This window comes from Candidatus Manganitrophus morganii (genome assembly GCA_021651055.1).
GTDB classification, from domain to species: Bacteria; Nitrospirota; Nitrospiria; order SBBL01; family Manganitrophaceae; genus Manganitrophus; species Manganitrophus morganii.
Map to the genome: position 1 here is coordinate 734512 of JAJHOH010000001.1, position 18365 is coordinate 752876.

An 18365-nucleotide genomic window follows, 5' to 3' on the forward strand; every position below is an offset into this window, starting at 1 on the left:
GTTGCAGAAAAATCACACTTCGATTCAGTCCGGGGAGCGTTTCAAAAAGGGTTGGCGTTGATCAGGCAGGATCTCTCCGATCGGTCCTCCTAAACGGAGGACGGGCTCTCTGAAAATGGCCTCCGGTCGGGGGTTCGGAAAATTTATTCGAAAATGATTTCAGGTTTCCTAAGATGAAAATGAGGTTGGGTCGACATCTGTGATCGTTTTGTTTTGATCGATTGTCCAGACATCTCCGATTACGCGGCCGGAAATTCCCTGGCCGGATGCTAAGAATGTCGTTGCCGCAAGGTTAGAGAGGGTATACGAATACCGTGGGGATCCTGATGCCGTGAAATCGATGCCGGCAATCGATGCGCTTGAATAACCGGTATCGACCGCGCCGTAGTGGACCATCATCCCCGTAAAGATGGCGGCCAAACCGGTCCGGACCTCAGCCTGCTGTGCTTTGGCTTGATAATTTAGAAAATTAGGGATGGCAATCGCCGCCAAGATGCCGATAATGGCGACCACGATCATTAACTCGATCAATGTGAACCCTCTTTGGCCTTTGATTCGCCCGACCATGATTGCCTCCTGTTACTGAAGAAAACGATTCTTCTTTCCATCCTCCGATCTCTTCAGTAGCAGGTTATGTGCCATTCGCCGAGAAATTATTTCTCCTTAAATTTAAAGGGTTTAGATCCTGGTAATTTACATAAAGGTTCCCCCGTTCCGTAGAATGTCCACGCCGGCCGGTCCGGATGACACTTTTTGTCATTCCATTAGGGGATGATTAGAGTGCAGAAAAGACAGGATATCCATACAATGGGGATCAGGCTGATGATGAGACACCGATGACTTCGCCGCTTTCGGAGGCCGGTATTCTTTACCCAAAGGATCGCCCCGAATCGGCCTCCTTCCGTCCTTCGCATTTAAAATTCCATCTTTGGAAAGTGCAACATCTTTTCCGGGGGCGTCCCCGAAATCTTCAGGGCCAGCTCCCAGAGTTGCTGATAACGATCGGGCGGCATCGGCGTGAAGCCGTGCCCTAAGATCGAGCGCTCTCTTGCCTCCAGCGGGATTTTGAATGTACTCCACTGTTGATCGAAGGCGATTCCGAGCGGATCACCGATCTCCTTCAATAGCCGGTAATCCCCGAGCAGGTCCAGCTTGATCCGCCCATCGAGCGGGCTCGTATACTTTTGAATGAAATCGGTCTTTAAGGAAGCAGGAAGCGGATCAGGATCAATCCGGTCGAATTGAAATCCTCTCTCCGCTAACCGCGCCTGCGCCAAAACCTCCAGAGCGCGCAGAAGGCGGACGGTGGCCTCCTCATATTTCTTCTCGGTGTGGGCGCGGCGCTGGGCATTGGCGAGAAGATCGAGAAAGAGCTCCGGCTTGATCTCCTTGGTTCCCATCACCAGTTTTTCTAGGAAGGAGAGGTTCTCCTTTAATTTCGCGACGACATCTTTCAGGCCGGGCGGCCCGCCGAAGAGGGCCGACATCTCGAGCCCCTTCTTCGCCGACTGAAGCCGGTTCCACCCCTCCCGATAATCGAAGGCGTCCCAGAAGGCATATCCCTCCGAAAAATCGGCCAAGCTTTTATAGAGCGGCTTGGATCCGCCGCTCACCCGCTTCTCGATCTTCCGAAAAAGATCGGCCGCCTCGCGATAGCGGGCCTGATTGAATACCGCCGCCGCGTCGCGACGCCCGTTTGCAGCCAATTCGTCCCACGGGTTTCCCTGGTAGAGGACCCGCGCTTCCCCACGAACGGCCGTCTCGGTTTCCCCCTTCGCCTGCGCTTTGGAAACAACCGCGTGAAAGGAGGAGGCGGCATCCACCGCGCAAAGGGCCAAGGCCGCGGCCATCGTCTTGGTCCCGCCGGTGATGTCGATCGTCAACTGGGAAGGCTCCACCCCCCAACGGGAGAGGAGTCCCGGAATTTCCCGGAGCAACACGCGGCAACATTGCAAAAGATCTTCCGGATCGGGGGTCACGATCTGGTCCCATTGTCGGGGAGGCTGTTCAATCTGCGGGATGATTTCCCGGTCGATCTCCCCTTGCTCCGCTTCTGCGACGAAGAAGCAGAGGGCCTCGGGGCGCAGCCGGTTGATAACGAAGATCGTCGAGGCGAGATCTCCCCCCACTGAAACCAGCAGCGCCTTTACCGATGATTGCGACATGGCACTCTCCGATCGGACATTGACATGAGAATCTCACTTCGATTATTGACTGCTGCTCTAAAACCGATGCTCGATTGACTCATATGGAGGGACCGATGGCCAATGCGATTGAACAGCTCAAAACGGGATTAACGGTCGGTTACGCCGGACTCGGCTTTCGAAGCGGAACCACCGGAAGCGTCCGGCAGTAGGCCCACGACGGCGATACACTTCATCCCCGCCCGCTTTGGAAGAGGTGATGGACCGCTACGGCCGGCTCCTCTCCTCATTTCGAGGATCGCCTCTTCATTCCAACAGAGTATGTTCCCCTCTTTGTCGAAGCGGGTTGGAAACGGCAGTCTGATTAAAACCTCCCTTTGTCGGATCGCCCCTCGGGGATCGCTTCGTAGACGCTGACCTCCGGGGCGCCGGCGACCAACTCGGGGACGCGGCTTAAGAGCGCTTGAACATGCGGCGCTGCGAAATGTTGATCGATCGTTTCCTTCGATCCCCATCGTTCGATCGAGATCATCACCCCCGGATCATCGACTGCGCGATGAAGGATATATTTCAGACAGCCCGGCTCGTTGTGGGTCGGGCCGATGATTGCCCGCCACGCCTTTTCCAACTCCGCTTCTTTTCCCGGTTTCGCTTTCGCTCTTACCACCACCGTCAACTCCGGCATGTTCGCCTCCTTTTGGTTGTCGCTGTCACACAAAAGAATCGGGCCGATTCTAAAACTTACACGCAACGCGTGTCAATCTTCATTCGAGACCGGTGCTTCCGAACGAACGCGCTCCCCTGAACGCCGCCTCTACCTCCTTAAAAAGTTGCGCTCCTTCGCCGTTATACTTCGCCGAGAAGTGAAATGGAATCACCTCCTTCACCCCTGCTTCACGGGCGAGACGGCCGGCCTGCTCGGTGGTGAGGTGATATTTCTCCGCGGCGCGCGCGGCATCTTCTTTGAGGAAGGATGATTCGATAAAAAGGACATCCGATCCGCAGGCCAGGTCGATGATCTTTCGGGCGTTCTCCGGATGGTAAACCACATCGGTCACGTAAGTGATCTTCTGTCCAGGGACGATTCGAATGATCTCCCGTTTGAGATCTCCGAGCGGGACGATGCGTGCTTCGATTCTTCCCTCCACTTTCCACCAAATCCGGAAGGGAGCCTCCTCCGGCTCCTGGCGCAGGACCGCGTCCTTTAATTCCTTGAGCCACGGTCCGATCGGAAACGCCCGCTCCTCCAATCGGTTTTTTAAGATGTTGATGTGGGCTTTCTCTTCAAGGGTGTAGCCGAGGGAAGGGATCTTGTGGTCGAGGCGCGCGCATCGGATACGGAATCCCAGCTCATCCAGCAACAGGCCATCCGAGAAAGGAACGACCGTGCTCTCCTCTCGCCGGAAGGCACTGCGGGTGCGGAAGCGGGTGGTCTTCAATTCCCGCTCGCCGACCTCGGTGACGACGACATGGAAATCGGCCGGATAGTTCTCGACGAGGTTCCACGTGTAGGCGGAAAGTTTATGGGCCACTTGATCGGTAATCCGGGGCGGGCCGAAGAGATGAAGCTCCTTCTCCCGGCCGAGACAGACCCGAAGCATCTGGTCGAACCCGATGAAATGGTCCATGTGAGCGTGGGTGATGAAGGCATGGCTCGTCTTGAGGAGCTGACGCGCGGAGAGGGGCCGGAGATCTCCCATGTCGAAGAGAAGCCCCCGCCGCTCGAAGAGCAGCGATACGTAGAGCCCGGGATCACCGAAGGGGTCGTGGATCAGGCGGGGATGAAAGAGAGGCTTCATACGCTTCGACCGGTCGCCTCCGCTTCTTGCTGACTATCCCCCGGCCTTAAACGCCCGATAGAGCGCGTCGGCCTCGCCGACGAGCGAGCGGTGCCGCGGCTCCCATCCGAGCAGCTGTTGGGCCAGGGCCCCCGAGACCTGCTGATCCAATGCCAGCGTATCGGCAAAAGGTCCCATCTGTTTTCTGGCTTCTTCGAGTGGGGTCGTGTTGACCTTGCCGTAGCAACCGGCCGCGGTGCTGAGCGCCTCGGCAATCGCGCGGAGCGTCAGCCGGGAGCTGTCGCTGGCATTGAAGACCTGTCCCGCAGGGGTCCGCTCGACGCAGCGGACATACAGATCGGCCAGATCATCGACGTGCACCAGCGTCCAATGGTTCCGTCCCTCGCCGACGATCCGTACCGCCTTTTCCTTTTCCGCCGACGCCATCAGCATCGCCAGAATGCCGCCGGCGCCGCCGTAAACGAGAGCGGGACGAATGATGCAGGGAGTGACTCCCCGGCCGGCGGCCTCCAAAACCATCTGCTCCACGGCAGGACGCCAGGCGACGATCGGCGCCGCCTTCTCGGTCGACGCGTTCTCGTCGACAAAGCGGCCGCCGGTATCCCCCAAGACCCAGACCCCGCTGGTATAGATGAAGCGACTCCGGCCCTTGGATTGCGAGAGGGGATCGAGCACCGCCGAGACCCACTGCTGGTCGATCTTCCCGCCATCCGGAGACATCTCCGCCGCCGTATGAACGATGGCATCGACCTCTGCGGTCAACGGGATCAAAGGGCCCGGCTTCTTAATGTCCCCCTCTACCGCTTTCGCCCCGAACCGTTCCACCCGTTGGGCCTTCTCCGGCGTGTGAACCAGCGCCGTCACCGCATGTCCGGCGCGGCAGAGCGCCGCCACCACCGCATTTCCGATATACCCCGATCCACCCGTGACAAAGACTCTCATGAAAACCTCCCTCTGCAACCGTTGGCCCCACTTACGGGAGCAACCAGAACTCGCCTACTTCATCTTCTGAATGTCTTTTTTCAATTCGGAAAGCAGCTTTTCCTTCTCCGACCGAAACGCCGCCTCCGCCGACGGGCCCTCCTTTTGAACCTGTTTGACGAGCGTGTTAAATCGCGCGTCATGCGCCTCAGCCTGGTCCTTTCCGAGCTTTTGAGAAATTGCGTTCCTCAGCCCCGACTCTCCATAGAGCCGAGAATGGGTGGTCAACACCTTGGTCATCGCCCCGGTCCTCTTCCCCCCTTTCCAGGTCCGGATGGCCTGATCGAGCGAGACGCCGACTTCATTCAGCACCTCCATCCAATCCTTATCGGGGACTTCGGTCAGATTCGCCTCTTTAGGCGTCTTCGTCGTCAAACTCAAATCGGCGGAAACTGCCGTCGCCCCGACCGTAATCGATCGGCCTCCCGTCTTGATCTCCTCGGCAGTCAGCCGGGGATGCCACGCCTCGATCCGATATGTGCCCGGCGGGACGTTCGGAAGCTCATATTTTCCGTTCTTCCCGACCACCGCATAATATTGCGAGGGAGCGACGAAGACCATCCCTCGCATCTGCGTGTGGATCTTGCACCGGAGCATCACCGCCCCCGGCTTCTCGAAGATGACTGTTTTGATGTCCCCCTTATTATGCGCCCCGATATCGAAACGGTTTCCCGGGGTGGTCGAGTGGACATTGTGCATCTCTGTGTCGTGATTCTCAAAGAGAATGGTGGAGCCGACCGGCACGACGGTGAAAAACGGGATGAACTCCAAATTCTCCTGCCGAATTGTCGTCTCCTTCGGCGGCGCCGGGGCTGATTTTGGACGGGTGTCCTTCAAATAAATCACCGCCCCCTCCCCCAAATCCGAGCCGACCCGGACGGTCCCCCGGACCGCGGCCGCCTCCGCGTTGGCCGAAAAACAAACCGCCACCAACCAAAGAGAGAGGATCGATAGGACTCCCCCTCGAATCGTTCTCCGAACATGATGTACATTCATCATAACCTCTTTATCCTCTCCATGAAAAGACCATCCGCGCAACAATAATCTCTGCCGAAAAAAAGTTCAAGAGGGGGGGACAATTGATTTTTTCAGCCGATCCAGAGATATGCCATCGCCAGTCCAAGGTAGATCACGAAGGAAAAGATCAGGCGCCATGCCGACTCTTTTGAAGGGCGGGCCCACTCCGGAAGCTGGGGAGCGAGAAACCGATAGTTCAATAAATAGAGCGCTCCCGGAAAAAGGATCGTTCCGGAAAATCCGATCGCGGCGCTGGTAAGAATCAGCGGTCCCGGCTGATCGAGGAGCATGGTCAACGAGGTGATCACCGTTAAAAGCGCCAGGAAGAAGTAATACCACTGGCGGCCGGTAAATTTTTTGCTGGCGGGAAAGAGGATCGTGACGATATCAGCCTGCATCCGGCTGACGGCGTCGGCGGTCACGAGCCAGGTGTCGGTGAGAAACGCCGCGGCAACTATTAAGAAAAGTGTCCGGCCAAATGCTCCCCAGCTCACCTCAAAGAACCGGCTCTGGACCACCGCGAGTTCATAATCTTGAGGGACCAGTCCCTTCGGAAAGAGCAAGGCATAAGCCAAAAGAGAGGTCATCATCGTCGTCGCGAGGTTGCCGAGAATGCCGATCAACACATCCGTGGAGAGATACCGCTCCCATTGCCGCCACGCGGCCGCCGATTGCGCCGACGCTTCGGGTAAAAATCCATCGGCGGTGATCGGCTCCGGTTTTCCGGTCAATCCGGTGATCCGGCCGATATGCTCCGCCATCGCGCTTCCTTTGTCGCGCAGCCAATAGGAATAGAAGAGAATCCAGAAGCCGCCAAGCCCGGCAAAGGTGATCGCCGTCAAGAGCTTGGTGTCGTCGTTTCGATCCCAGGGCCGCGGCGGCGGGCCGGTCATGCCGAAGAGTCCGGCAAAAAAGCGGGGGGTCGTCTGAAGGACCTCGGGCTGAAGACAAGCCCAGAGGAGCCCCGCCACGGTGGTGATCGCCACGATCTTCATCGACCACTCGATCAGGGTGTAGACCATCCGGCTCAACAGAATCGCAACCAGAAAGATCGCAATGGTCGAATAGGCCCAGAAGAGGGTTTGGCCGCGCGGGCTCCAGCCGGGAGGAAAGTGGGTCAGCGCCGCCATCGCCGTTCCCCCCGCCGAGGCGAAGGCGCCGAACCAGAGGAAGGAAAGGCTCATCAAGATCCAGAGGAGGATCCCGAACCCGCGGTGGAGCCGGATGAAACCATGAAAAATGCTCTCTCCGGTGAGGAGGGTATACCGCCCGATCTCGACCGTCATCGGATACTGAAGCAGACAGGCCGGAATCAGCAGGACGAGAAAGGTCAGTCCATATTTGGCGATGAGGTAGGGCCACCAGATCAGCTCTCCGCTTCCCTGCGCCAGCGCCATCCAGACGATCCCCGGACCCAACGCCGCGGCCCAGCCGGGAAAGGGGGGAATCGGTTTTCGACCGTACGACATGGGCCTCCGAGAGTCAAAAAGCCGCCCATTTTAACACAAACTGAAAACGTGGAGGAAGGAAAGAAAAAGGGGGGAGATCCGGTCAGGGATTTTTTCGGGTCAGGACATTCCCTTCCCAGTCGAGATCGATCGTCGTGACCCAGGCGCCGATTCGGACGGCGAGACCCTTCGGTTTTTGATCGGGAGCGCTCCGCTCCGGGTGCCAGACTTCGATTTCATAATCGCCCGCCGGCACGCCGGAGAATGCGAACTTCCCATCCGATTCGATCAACATAAAAAAAGGAGAGGGGGAGACGAAAACCATCCCCTTCATATCTGAATGGATTCTGCAACGGAGGTCTACTCCGCCCGGTTTTTTGAGCACGACCTTCCTCGATCTCCCCGGAATCTGCAACCCAAGATCAAACCGGTTTCCGGGAGAGTCGGACTTGATATTGTGCATCTCAAAGTCGTCGTTCTGGAAGGTGACCGTCGAGCCGACCGTGACGATGCTGAACTTCGGTTTGAATTTGAACATTTCCTGGCGGATGGTGATCGGCATCGGAGAAACGGGGGCGGGAGGCTGATTGAGATCACGGAGGTAGACGACGGCCCCTTCTGCGGGCAAGGTGTCGATGATCAAATTTCCACGAAGGCTGCCCGAAGACTCAGCATAAGTTGAAGTATGGAATAAAAGGATAAAAAGGAGGATGATGAGAACACTTCCGGTCTTACGGCAGTCCAAATCTGGACCTCAAGATTGTCCGGATCATCTCCGCTGTCTTCATGGAATCTTCGGCGGCCTCGCGGTCAGCCTGGCGACCCGGATAACGAGAGGCGATGCCGAAAACGCTCAGGCGGGCCAGCTGTTCCTTGTGGGCCTTTAAATCCTGAAGCGGCTCTCCGGAGATATTCAACAGGACGACGAGATCATGCGTTTTTGGAAAGGCAATATTGGATTCTTCTAGGAAAGCCTTCAAATACTTTTCTCCGCACTGTTGCGCGAGAAAACAGATCACGTTCCAGACAGGATCGACCGCTCCCATCTCCCGCCGCGCCACCTTCAGATCGCCCTCCGCCTTCTCAACCCACTCCAATGTTTCAGGCTTCATAAAGGACGACCCCTCGGGTGATCACCTCTGTTGCGAAAACTCCTTTTCTCTTCAGGGAAGCTTCTAACTCAGAGGGGGTGAAAACGGCGATATCGAGAGGAAAAGGATGATCGATCGACGCGGCGATGCGAGCCGCGGTGTGGAGAGGATTTTCGTCCGTCCTCATTACGACTAAAAGATCGACATCACTATCCGAGGTCGGTTTTCCATAAGCATGGGAACCGAAGAGAATCACTCTCTCCGGATGAAAATGAGTGGCGATTTGCTGGACGACTTGTCGAATATCACTTAAAGTGATCGCTGCTTTTTGTCCGGCCATGGCTTTATTGTACCTTAAATCATTTTCTTGTTCATGCTGACGAGAAGGCTTTTCTTCTGCGTCGCTTAGCCCTCTTAAACCTGGACTATCTTGGGAACGCCTCCCGCACCCCCCCATCGACCGGAATGATCGCGCCGGTCGTTTTGGCGGCACGGTCGGAGGCGAGGAACAGCACCGACTCGGCGACATCGCGCGCGGTGATCTTCGTCTGGAGCAGGTTTCGCTTGGCGTAGAAGTCTTCCACCTGCTCCACCGGAATGCCGTGGGCGCGCGCCCGCTCTTCGCGGATCGCCGGCGACCAGAGGCCGGAATTTTCGAAGACCCCGTCGGGATTGACCATGTTGACCCGGATGCCGGCCCCGGCGTTCTCGATCGCCATGATCCGGGACAGCTGGGTCTGCGCTGCCTTCGACGCGGAGTAGGCGCCGAAGTCTTTTCCGGGGGCCAGGACGTTTTTGGTCGCCACCACGACGACCGATCCGCCGACCCCCTGCTCCTTCATGATCCGGAGCGCAGATTGAGAGGTCAGGAAATGGCCGGTGGCATTCACCGCGAGCGACATTTCCCAATCGGCGAGCGACAGCGTGTCGACCGAGGCGGTCTTCGCCACCCCCGCGTTGGAGATGAAGATATCAAGCCCACCATAGGCCAGCACCGCCTGCTCGAATCCGCGGCGGACGCTCTTCGGATCGGTCACGTCCATCGCCACCGCCGTCGCATTCACCTCGCCGGCCTTCTTGTTGATCTCATCGACGAGCATTTGGGTCTTCTTCAAATCGATGTCGGAGAGAACCACCATCGCCCCCGCCTCGACGAACGCCGCCGCAATGGCGCGCCCGATCCCGCCGGCAGCGCCGGTGACGAGCACGATTCTCCGGGAGAATTCTTTCTCCGGCGGCAGGAGCGTCAGCTTGAAGTTCTCCATCGGCCAGTATTCGAAGTCGCAGATCTCGCGGGTGGTGATCGACCGGTACGCCTCGATCCCGGCGGCGGCCTCGATCACCGACATCGTGTGAAGATAGAGATCGCGCGGAATCCGCGTCGCCCGCCGATCTTTGCCGGTGGTGAACATCCCGATGCCGGGGATCAGAACGACGCGCGGGTTCGGATCGAGCATGGTCACCCCGGGTGTCTTATACTTTTCAAAGTAGGAAATGTACTTTTCCCGATAAGCCTCGCATCCCTTCCGGATCTTCTCCCGGAGTTTCTCCGGATCGCCCGGCTTCTTCGTATCGACGAAGAGCGGCCACGGCTTGGTGTGCATCAGGTGATCCGGCGTGAAGGGGCCGATCTGGGTCAGCCGTCTTGCCTCTTCCGAACCGGCAAACTTCAATACCGCCGGCGCATCTTCATACTGCAGCACCATTCGTTTCTCTGGTGGCCGCCCCTTTACCTGAGCCATTCGGCTCACCTCGCCGCGCAGGGTGGGCGCCACCTCGGCCGCCACGGCATGCCGCTCGGCATGGGAGAGCGCCGGCACTTTCATTCCACCCAAGGTAAGCTTTCCCCGTCCTTTCTTCGCTGCATACCGCTCGGCTTGGGTGACCATGGAGATTGTGAGGTCATACGCTTCCTTCGCCGTCTCGCCCCAGGTGATCAGGCCATGTTTGTCGAGGATGATCGCCTTGAGATTGGGATTTTTCTGATAGGCCTCCCCGACCCACTTCGAGAGGAGAAACCCCGGCCGGATGTAATCGACGACCGCCACCTCCTTTCCATAGACCTCTTCAACCACTTTCGGACTGTCCGGGGTATCGGTGAGGGCACAGATCGCGTCGGCGTGGGTATGATAAATGTGTGGAGAAGGGAGGAATGCATGGAGAAGGGTTTCGATCGACGGCTTCGGCGCGCCCGGCTCTAAGACCGACTTCATCTGGTAGGCGACCATCTCCTCATCGGTCATCGCCTCCCGTTTCATCAACGGAAGGAGATCGTCGAGGCGGAGCGGGGTAAAGTTCTTCGCGGCGATCGTCCGCATGTCCGACCCGCTCCCTTTGATCCAGAGAATCCGGACCGGGGCGCCGGTATGATCCTTACCATTCACCTTGATCGACGAATTCCCCCCGCCCCACAACACCAGGTTGGGATTCGCCCCGATGATCCGGGAGGTATACACGACCAAATCGACCCCCGTCAACCCCTTCGCATCCCGATCCGACCAGAGACTTTCCATGAGCCCTCCTCAAGAAGATAGAATGGGGCCTATCGTAGCGGACGGACCGAAGGGTGTCAAGATTTTGATTGGGGGACGATTGCCGGGAGAAAGAGGAATGAATGAACCGAGCCGCCTACTGCGCGACGAGATCAGGCCAAGCGGCGTCGTTGTTGTTGACCATCGCAGCGGTCCATTCGGCCATCGAAATGCCGTTCAGCCGCAAATCGAAGAAAGCGGGGTCGAGCAGGATGGTATGCATTTCCCCAGAAATGAAAAAACGATGCAGCCGATCTCCGACACGGCTAACCATGTCGTCGGTGACTTGCCGAAGCAACGCTTCGAACCCAGGCCCATCTAAAAAGAGAAAGGCTTGAAGGACAAGATCCCGAAGAGAAGAGAACATTCCGACACGCAGGTTCGGATCGCGGCTGAGGGCCCACTCATAAAGATAGGCCGGTTGCTCCGGGCAGCGGGTGCAGCCGGCCGGGAAAAACTGGGGAAAGGACCAGTTCCGCTCACGCTGCAACCTTTCGATGGAGTCGTTTACATTCTGGATTCCGGGGCCGGAGTCGCTCAAGACCCAGTTGCTCTGAGCGGGAAAAACCAGCTTGGCCATCATCATTGCGAAGAGGGTCCCATACCCCCCGGCGCTGGATCCGGCCACCAGCACCTTCTCCGGGCTGGGAAACGCTCGTTGCATGGCGGTCGCGGCCGCGCCGAGGTTCGCAAGCCCATGATGATAAGCGGTCACATCTCCGTACTGGACCACATTGTCACCGCTGAAGACCGACCCATCGCAATAGGAAACAAACACGATGTTCCAATCTTTAAACGGATTGTCGGGGCGTGACGCATCCAAGATCCCGCCTGCGGAGGAGCGCTCGGCCGTGGCGCGGGCCGTCGGAAAGTCCAGGCAGGTGAATCTGCTCCAACAGGCTCCCCCGCCCTGGAGATAGAATAAGACATTGCTGGATGCGCCGCGGCGGATGCTGATCTGGTATTCAGATCCGAAAAGGCAAATGGCCCGTCCCTCCGCCGGATTGAAAAAAAGGACTTCCCACTCGGCTTGCTGTTCTCTTCTCGATTCCGTTTGGCCTAAAAATTTTTCGATGCCGGTCGCTTGAATATCTTGCACAATGGAAAGCGCTGGGGGCACGGCGTCTCCGGAAGAATCGCCCCCGGAGCCACAGCCGGAGAAAATACAGAGCACAATCAGAAAGACCCATCTCGAAATGCTCATAAAACAATGCTCGCGCGACATGGTGAAGGGTGATCTTTGATATCGGCCAATGCAGCCGCCGCGAGGAATCTGGAAGTATCTAAAGTCTAGAATAATCCGATCTCTCGATGCAAGGCGGCTTCGGAGCGAGGCCGTAATGCAGAGCAACTCATTCCCTATTGCTTTATGACGATCGAATCGCGGGAAAGATCGGTCTTCGATTCTGAATTGTGATCACGGTTGGAATGGTGCGGGCTTGATGAGGATCGGTATCCCGATCAAATGGGATCGGCATGCCCCGACGAATGACTCACTTCAGGACATCGGTTTTCCCTCATTCAGGGAGCACACCGTTCGCCTCCTGAAAAACTAAATAACGGCGGATTGAATTGGGAGCCTTGGCAGGGATTTCCGTTTCGATCGACGCAGGTGATCACGCCGGTCATCCCCGACTCAAACCGCCCCTCGGAAGAAGCATCGGCCGTGGTGACCGTGCAGGTCGACCCTCCTCCGAAATCCTCACTCATCGTCATCCGATAGGAGCCGACGGCATTTCCAACCATTTGTCCGTTGGCGTCCGTCGTGGAATTAATCGTAAAGAAAATGTTGAAATTCTGCTCACCATTAATGTCGAGGTCGAATCCGTATTCAATCTGATGAACCTTGAGGGTTCCGAATGAGTCCGATCGGTGTTGATAAAACGGTTGTCCCACCCCTCCTAAACTCGGCGGGCTGGCAATAATGCCGGGATTATTCGGATCATCGATTCCCAAAGGAATGATTTGATAGATCGATCCCTTGGTTTGACAAGGATAGGGGAAGGGAGGGCCGTTGACGTCATTCGGGCCGCAGGGGGCGCCCCTCCCAAAGCGGTTATCGGCCACATTAAATCCGCCGGGAAGGCCGGGATCAAATTGGGAGGAGCAAAAATCTCCGAAGGCGCCGGGAGAACAGTCGTCGTTCGGATTAAACGGATCACTGGTGTCGGCATAGGGACCCGTCGCGCCCCCAAAATTCCCGCAGCTCCCGGCATTTCCCCCCGAACAAGCAACGCCGGGGGCGTCGCTGGTGGAGAGATTCTTATTGCCGTTGTTGTTGACCCCCATCCCGGTATTGACGGTCAAGGTCTTGTTGACCTGATTTCCCGCCCCCGATGTGAAATCCGGAAAGGCGAGGAGAAAAACGATCGAGAAAAGAAAAATGATTTTCATATCGCCCTTATCTTGGTCACAAAGGTTCGTTCTTATCTAACCATTAGACTAAAAATTTGTAAATAAAAACAGTAACTTAAAGCTTATTAGCCACTGAACTCTCCATTGCAATTTAAGGTTAGCGATCTTCAGGGGAATGAAGCTCCATAGTGTGATCTCCCGTTATCAAAAAGCTGACATTAAGGGAAAATTGGACTGAGATGTCGCTGAGGAACTTCCCGAGGGACGATAGGATAAACCGGTAAAATAGGTTCGCCGCCCCCCCATCTACTTGCAGGAGGTTTGTCAGGAAGCAAATCCACCTTCTAAAAGGTCCCGTTTCGTCTTTTTCCTTGAAATGGCCCTACGGTATACGATATAGATATCCCACCCCGACCAGCGCACCGTAAGGCGAGCAACACGGGGAGGAAAACGGGAGCCGGTGAAAAATATTTCGATCCTTTTCTTCTGGAACCTTAAGCGGTTTAGGGTGGGCCTTTTTCTGGCGGCATTGTTGGCGGTCAGTCTCGTCGCAACGGCGGAGACAACCGATGTCGCCGAGAAAAAACGGGCGACCCTCGACCCCCGGCTGCAGCGGTTCCTTCTCACCCCTCCTTCGGAGCGACCCAAACTTCAGAAATCGCTCTCCATGAAGCTCGAGGAAAAGGAAGCGGCGACCATCGACGTCTTGATCGGGTTCTCCGGCGAGGCCGACCTCTCTTCGATCCCCGGTCTCGTCCTTCGGAGCCGGATCGGCAACGTGGCAAGCGCCACGGTCACCCCCGAGGCACTGGAAGCGGTGGCGGAGAACCAAGCGGTCCGCTACATCGAACCGGCCGTCCGTCTTAAGCGCCACAACGATATCGCCATCGCCGCCTCTTCCGGAGCTGGCGGCATTCTGGACGCTGGCGATCCTATCCCCCTTCCATTTGACGCTCAAGCCGGACAATCCTTGACGATCTCGATGCACGCTGGCGCAGGTCAGGAGGGCACATTTGATCCTGTCTTGGCAATTTGCCAGGATAGTGAGTGCAATACCACCCTCGCCACGGATGATAATTCCGGACCCGGCTCCGACGCCCAACTGACATTCACTTTTCCAACGACTGGAACCTTCTTCATCGTCGTCTCCGAAAAAATGGGAAGAGCCGGGATTTTCCGATTGATCCTTCATAATGATCAAACCAGAGGTGTTCCCTTGGGCATCGGCGCGCAACCTCTTCACAGAATCGGCCTGGAAGGCCAGGGGGTAATCGTCGGGGTGCTCGACTCGGGAATCAACTGGTGCCATGGCGATTTTATCGACGATACGACAGGAGGCTCGCGTATCCGCTTCCTTTGGGACCAAAACCTAACCCCGGATCGGGATGGAGAGTTGGCGGTCGACGTTGGAAATGATGGCAATACCGCCAACGACTACGGCGTGGAGTATACCGCCGCCCAGATCGATGCCGCTCTTAATGCAGGAGATTGTGTTCTAGGGGATCCAGCGAACCGACGGGTCCGCAGCGCCGACAGACTTGGACACGGAACACACGTAGCGGGAATCGCGGCCGGAGATGGATCGGCAACGAATGGGCAGGAGCCGCCCGGAAAATACAGAGGGGTAGCGCCGAAAGCTGATTTGATTGTCATTAAGTTGAAAGAGGGAGAGGAGGAAGGATTCTCTGAGGGCACCGGCATCATCGATGGGATCGCTTATCTTGCAGCAAAAGCCAAGGCGCTGAATCAACCGGTGGTGGCAAATTTGAGCCTGGGCAATCACGGTGGCCCGCTTGATGGAACCGGCCTACTCGACCAGGTCGTCCAGAGTTCGGTCGGACCCGGCCAAGTCATCGTCGCTTCGGCGGGAAATGAACGGTTCTTTCCGATTCATGCCGAAGGAACGATTGCTGCTAACGCATCGGACACCTTGGCCGTAGATCTCTCCAACTGCCATTCACCTGATTGTACCGATATTGGGATTAATTTCTGGTACGACAGCGGGGATGCCTATACGATCACGGTCAGTGCGCCGAATGGAACACAGCTTTCCGCCGACGATGGAGCCACCCGCTCCGCCATTATCGACGGATCAATCGTCCGGATATTCAATGCCACTTCCTCTCCTCCAAATGGAGATAAGAATAGCTCGGTATTCTTCAGCGGTCGGGGAAGCGGCACATTCGTTTGGTCGGTAACGCTACAAAGAAGGGAAAACAGAGGGAGTGGAAAGTGGGACGCATGGGCTCTCTCCGATCTTGGAGAGATCTTTTTCAGAGATCATGTTCCGAGATATCCAGATCTGTCGGTCGCCGGAACAGTCGCAACCCCGGGCTCCTCATACGGCGCGATCACTGTAGGCGCTCACCCCATCAAGTTCCGTTGGGACAGTCCAGCCGGGACTCAACAATACATGCCGGCCTTCATAGACTTCGGCCGAGTCTTCGTTTTCTCCTCCAATGGCCCGACGAGAGATGGCCGGATCAAACCTGATGTGACGGCACCCAGTTTCGTCATGTCTACAGCTTCAGCCGACTGTCCCGCCTCCAACTGCTTACCTGAAAGACTCGCGTCCGATGGGCGACATCGAATTGAGGGTGGAACAAGTGTGTCGGCTCCCATGGTGACCGGAGCCGTCGCCCTGATCCTTCAAGCCGATCCGACCAACTTTCCCCGGCCGCTTTTACAGAATACCGCCACGCAGGATGTCTTGACCGGTACGGACCTCCCCAACAACATCTGGGGCCATGGGAAGGCCAGCCTCCTCAATGCCTTCAGCGCGCTGGAGTCCGACCAGCCCCCCACCGTCAGCCTCAGCGCCGGCCCGATCGATGAGACGACCGTCACCTTCACGGCAGCGGCCTCCGATCCCGATCCGGAGGACAGCATCGCCGAATACCTCTGGGACTTCGACGGTGACGGCGCCACCGACGCGATCACCACCATCCCGACGGTCAGCCGGGAATATACCTCCGGCGGCGCCTACACGGCGAAAGTGATCGCGGTCGATCAACGGGGAAAGAACGCGGAAGCCATGACATCGGTCACCGTCACCGCATCGGCCTCGGATGACGGCCGCGGCTGTTTCATCGCCACGGCGGCGTATGGAAGCTATCTGGACACTCACGTCCAAACCCTCAGAACATTTCGGGATGAGGTGTTGATGCCGTCGGCCTTGGGGAAGACTTTCGTTGACTTCTACTATGTCTGGAGTCCCGACGCGGCCCGGTTCATCGCCCGGCGTCCCCTGCTCAAAGGGGCGACCCGGCTCGCCCTGACGCCGGTGGTCTTTACCCTGGAATATCCGCGGCTTTCGGGAGGGATCTTACTGGCGGGGGCATTGATGTTTAGTGTTGTCCTTCTAAAACGAGACCGGCGACGCGCCTAAATGATTTTCTCGGAATCATCCAGAACCGCGAACTGATTCTCCGTCGGCTCCGCACAGCAAAACCACGGCTCGGTGAGGCGCGGCGGCTTCGGACGGTTCGGATCGACCGCCACGTCGATCTCTCGATGTAACCGTCCTTCCTTCGCGGCGACCGCCCGCTCCTTCAGCCGATAAAATATCGTCATCGGGTCCTCTTCCCCCTTCGTCCCTTCCTCGACCACGCGGCTCATTTCCTTTTGAAGCAGATCCATCCTCGGATCGGGATGGGTCCACTGATAAGTAAATGACTCCTGAATGAGCGGCCCCAGATGAGGGGCCATGCTCAATTCATTCAGGAAGAGAGAACCGGGAGGCACCAGAAGACGGATCGTAAATTGGACCGGATCGAGGTGGTCGACCAATCCCTCCTCTTCGACGAAATCGAACAACGCGACGGTATCATCAAGCGTCGTCCAAGGGGTAAACGGGACCAGCGACGGACGAAGGGCAATCCCCGCCGCTCGGACAATCTTCAACGCTTCCAGAATATCGGCCCGGGTGTGATTCTTCGCAAGATGGGTCAGGACCGTGTCGCTCAAGGACTCCGCCGCCGAGATGATGAATCGGCAGCCGAGCGCTGCAAATTCCGGAATGAGGGCGCGATGCTTTAGAAGGTGCTCCACCTTGGCCGTGAAATCGAACGTGATCTCCGGAAAGGCCGCATGCATCGCCCGGACGATCCGGAGCGAGTGGTTCGGGCCGTTGAGAAAATCGGGATCTCCGAAAGTGATGTGCGTCGTCCCAAGCCGAACGAGGCTTCGTATGTCCGCCAGAACGGTCTCATAGGGCACCAGAAAAAACCGCCCCTCATACACCGGCGGGATTGGGCAGTGGCGGCAGAGATGGCGGCAGCCCCGGCTCGCCTCGACGGAGCCGGCCGTCCGGCGGACGCCGTTTTCTTCAAGATGCGCATACTTCGCCAGAGGCGGCAGCGCCTCGCGGTCGGGAACCGCAAAGGACAAATGCGCGCGCAGCGGCGCTTGCCGCTCCTCCCCCCGGCTGACCCCGCCAATCGCATCGGATGAATCGGCCCGCCCCGCGGCGAGCCGGTCGATCAGCGCCAGCAGCGGCCCCTCATATTCGCCGCCGATCACCGAATCAGCTCCGTTCTTCAGAAGGTAGTCTTCATTGAGCGAGGCGTAGAGGCCGAAGAAAGCGACGTGGCAAGACGAATTGATCGCCCGAACCCGCTCCAACACCCGCGCGCCGATCCGGAGCGCCGTGTGCATCGGGACGGAAATGCCGACAAACCGGGCGCGCGCGACCTTTTCGGGATCGAGTTTATCGACCGAGAGATCGACCGCGTCGGGAAGATAACCGGCCCGCGCGAGAAATCCCAGCGGCATGGCGATCCCCACCGGCTGGTGTCCCAGCTCATAACAAGAAATGAGTAAAATCTCCCCCCGCTTCTTCATGACCCTCTCTTCCGACCTCCCGTGACGTTGGAAAGCTTATTATAGAGGCTTCCCCTTCTCCGGGCAATCAGGTTCTTTTACCCGGATCTGGGGTTCGGCGGCGCTTCCTGTTCGAAACCGCGCCTTTTATAAGACGCTCCCCGCTCCCCTTCCTTGT

Annotated in this window: 14 protein-coding genes and 1 pseudogene; 1 reads left to right on the forward strand and 14 read right to left on the reverse strand. The window is 57.5% G+C overall.

Annotated elements, in window-relative coordinates:
- Positions 1-432: 432 nt before the first annotated feature.
- From MCM46_03330 to MCM46_03390, 13 genes and pseudogenes are all read right to left on the reverse strand, one after another.
- A pseudogene (locus MCM46_03330) lies at positions 433-555 on the reverse strand (prepilin-type N-terminal cleavage/methylation domain-containing protein).
- A gap of 359 nt (positions 556-914) precedes the next feature.
- A complete protein-coding gene (locus MCM46_03335) occupies positions 915-2165 on the reverse strand; it encodes a TIGR02710 family CRISPR-associated CARF protein (protein ID MCG3110838.1) in 1251 nt (416 codons plus the stop codon).
- A 343-nt stretch (positions 2166-2508) separates the two neighbouring features.
- Positions 2509-2829, reverse strand: a complete 321-nt coding sequence (locus MCM46_03340) for an antibiotic biosynthesis monooxygenase (GenBank protein ID MCG3110839.1) — start codon at positions 2827-2829, stop codon at positions 2509-2511.
- A 79-nt stretch (positions 2830-2908) separates the two neighbouring features.
- Entirely contained in the window at positions 2909-3943 is a 1035-nt protein-coding gene (locus MCM46_03345; protein ID MCG3110840.1) for an MBL fold metallo-hydrolase, read from the reverse strand.
- A gap of 33 nt (positions 3944-3976) precedes the next feature.
- Positions 3977-4885, reverse strand: a complete 909-nt coding sequence (locus MCM46_03350; GenBank protein ID MCG3110841.1) for an NAD-dependent epimerase/dehydratase family protein — start codon at positions 4883-4885, stop codon at positions 3977-3979.
- A gap of 54 nt (positions 4886-4939) precedes the next feature.
- The gene (locus tag MCM46_03355) at positions 4940-5923 is read right to left on the reverse strand and encodes a hypothetical protein (GenBank protein ID MCG3110842.1); all 984 of its coding nucleotides are present in this window, start codon (positions 5921-5923) and stop codon (positions 4940-4942) included.
- An 89-nt stretch (positions 5924-6012) separates the two neighbouring features.
- Positions 6013-7410, reverse strand: a complete 1398-nt coding sequence (locus MCM46_03360; protein MCG3110843.1) for an Nramp family divalent metal transporter — start codon at positions 7408-7410, stop codon at positions 6013-6015.
- 82 nt (positions 7411-7492) lie between these two features.
- Positions 7493-8134: a carboxypeptidase regulatory-like domain-containing protein gene (locus MCM46_03365; GenBank protein MCG3110844.1), complete on the reverse strand. Its 642-nt coding sequence runs from the start codon at positions 8132-8134 to the stop codon at positions 7493-7495.
- Entirely contained in the window at positions 8121-8501 is a 381-nt protein-coding gene (locus MCM46_03370; protein MCG3110845.1) for a HEPN domain-containing protein, read from the reverse strand. Before MCM46_03370 ends, MCM46_03365 begins: the two co-directional genes overlap by 14 nt.
- Positions 8491-8820: a nucleotidyltransferase domain-containing protein gene (locus MCM46_03375; protein ID MCG3110846.1), complete on the reverse strand. Its 330-nt coding sequence runs from the start codon at positions 8818-8820 to the stop codon at positions 8491-8493. The genes MCM46_03370 and MCM46_03375 overlap by 11 nt, the downstream gene beginning before the upstream one ends.
- Positions 8821-8905: 85 nt before the next feature.
- Entirely contained in the window at positions 8906-10993 is a 2088-nt protein-coding gene (rhaD, locus tag MCM46_03380) for a bifunctional rhamnulose-1-phosphate aldolase/short-chain dehydrogenase (protein ID MCG3110847.1), read from the reverse strand.
- A gap of 115 nt (positions 10994-11108) precedes the next feature.
- Positions 11109-12131, reverse strand: coding sequence for a pectin acetylesterase-family hydrolase (locus tag MCM46_03385; protein ID MCG3110848.1), 1023 nt, complete (start codon positions 12129-12131; stop codon positions 11109-11111).
- Positions 12132-12532: 401 nt separating this feature from the next.
- Entirely contained in the window at positions 12533-13405 is an 873-nt protein-coding gene (locus MCM46_03390; protein MCG3110849.1) for a hypothetical protein, read from the reverse strand.
- A 421-nt stretch (positions 13406-13826) separates the two neighbouring features.
- On the opposite strand from MCM46_03390, the gene MCM46_03395 reads away from it, so the two are divergent.
- On the forward strand, positions 13827-16754 hold the full coding sequence (locus MCM46_03395; protein MCG3110850.1) for a S8 family serine peptidase: 2928 nt from the start codon (positions 13827-13829) through the stop codon (positions 16752-16754).
- On the opposite strand, the gene MCM46_03400 is transcribed toward MCM46_03395, so the two are convergent.
- Entirely contained in the window at positions 16751-18208 is a 1458-nt protein-coding gene (locus tag MCM46_03400; protein MCG3110851.1) for a CUAEP/CCAEP-tail radical SAM protein, read from the reverse strand. The genes MCM46_03395 and MCM46_03400 overlap by 4 nt on opposite strands.
- Positions 18209-18365 lie beyond the last annotated feature (157 nt).

Excerpts from the sequence above, each read along its gene's own strand:
- MCM46_03345 (MCG3110840.1), bottom strand. The coding sequence starts at position 3,943 with ATGAAGCCTCTCTTTCATCCCCGCCTGATCCACGACCCCTTCGGTGAT.
- rhaD (MCG3110847.1), bottom strand. The coding sequence starts at position 10,993 with ATGGAAAGTCTCTGGTCGGATCGGGATGCGAAGGGGTTGACGGGGGTC.
- MCM46_03370 (MCG3110845.1), bottom strand. The coding sequence starts at position 8,501 with ATGAAGCCTGAAACATTGGAGTGGGTTGAGAAGGCGGAGGGCGATCTG.
- MCM46_03375 (MCG3110846.1), bottom strand. The coding sequence starts at position 8,820 with ATGGCCGGACAAAAAGCAGCGATCACTTTAAGTGATATTCGACAAGTC.
- MCM46_03390 (MCG3110849.1), bottom strand. The coding sequence starts at position 13,405 with ATGAAAATCATTTTTCTTTTCTCGATCGTTTTTCTCCTCGCCTTTCCG.
- MCM46_03350 (MCG3110841.1), bottom strand. The coding sequence starts at position 4,885 with ATGAGAGTCTTTGTCACGGGTGGATCGGGGTATATCGGAAATGCGGTG.
- MCM46_03335 (MCG3110838.1), bottom strand. The coding sequence starts at position 2,165 with ATGTCGCAATCATCGGTAAAGGCGCTGCTGGTTTCAGTGGGGGGAGAT.
- MCM46_03400 (MCG3110851.1), bottom strand. The coding sequence starts at position 18,208 with ATGAAGAAGCGGGGGGAGATTTTACTCATTTCTTGTTATGAGCTGGGA.
- MCM46_03360 (MCG3110843.1), bottom strand. The coding sequence starts at position 7,410 with ATGTCGTACGGTCGAAAACCGATTCCCCCCTTTCCCGGCTGGGCCGCG.
- MCM46_03340 (MCG3110839.1), bottom strand. The coding sequence starts at position 2,829 with ATGCCGGAGTTGACGGTGGTGGTAAGAGCGAAAGCGAAACCGGGAAAA.
- MCM46_03355 (MCG3110842.1), bottom strand. The coding sequence starts at position 5,923 with ATGATGAATGTACATCATGTTCGGAGAACGATTCGAGGGGGAGTCCTA.